Source organism: Vibrio sp. 1580, assembly GCF_033340055.1.
In genome coordinates this window covers 1-694 of the sequence record NZ_JAWOVT010000302.1, presented here as the reverse complement: position 1 = coordinate 694, position 694 = coordinate 1, and the positions used below count along the sequence as shown (strand labels likewise).

Sequence of the window (694 nt, the reverse complement as noted above, 5' to 3'; positions counted from 1 at the left end):
AAAATCCGTCTGATTGATTTACTTTCTGACACGGGTTTGAGTCACATCGAAGCCGGCTCATTTGTCTCACCCAAATGGGTTCCGCAAATGGCAGATTCCAAAGAAGTCATGCAAAATATCACGCGAAGAGCCTCGGTGACTTACTCGGCACTCACCCCTAACCTCCAAGGGTTAGAGCAAGCCTTAGATGCTGGCGCCAATCAGGTCGCCATTTTCACTTCGGCTTCAGAAGGTTTTTGCCAGCATAATATAAACTGTTCAATTGCAGAGAGCTTGAAACGCTTCGAGCCATTAATGGTTCAGGACGATAAATACCATGTTCCAGTTCGTGGATACCTGTCGTGCGTCGTCGATTGCCCTTACGATGGGGCGACATCTCCAACACAAGTAGCCAACATATCGCAAGCGTTGATCGAGTTGGGATGCTACGAGGTGTCCTTGGGCGACACGATCGGAACCGGTACGCCTAATCGTGTAAAAGAAATGCTGGAATCGGTGTTAGCGAGCATTCCAAACCAACGTTTAGCCGTACACTTTCATGATACATGGGGGCAAGCGCTGGCAAATATCTACCAAGCCTTAAGCATGGGCATCAACACGGTAGACAGCAGTGTCGCAGGATTGGGAGGGTGTCCATACGCGCATGGTGCATCTGGCAATGTTGCTACAGAAGACGTGTTGTATTTATGCCAAG

1 protein-coding gene is annotated in these 694 nt (G+C 49.0%); it reads left to right on the top strand.

Annotated features, from left to right (window positions below; genetic code table 11):
* Positions 1-694, top strand: a 694-nt coding sequence (locus R7093_RS25665; protein WP_318147078.1) for a hydroxymethylglutaryl-CoA lyase, incomplete at both ends; no start/stop codon positions are given.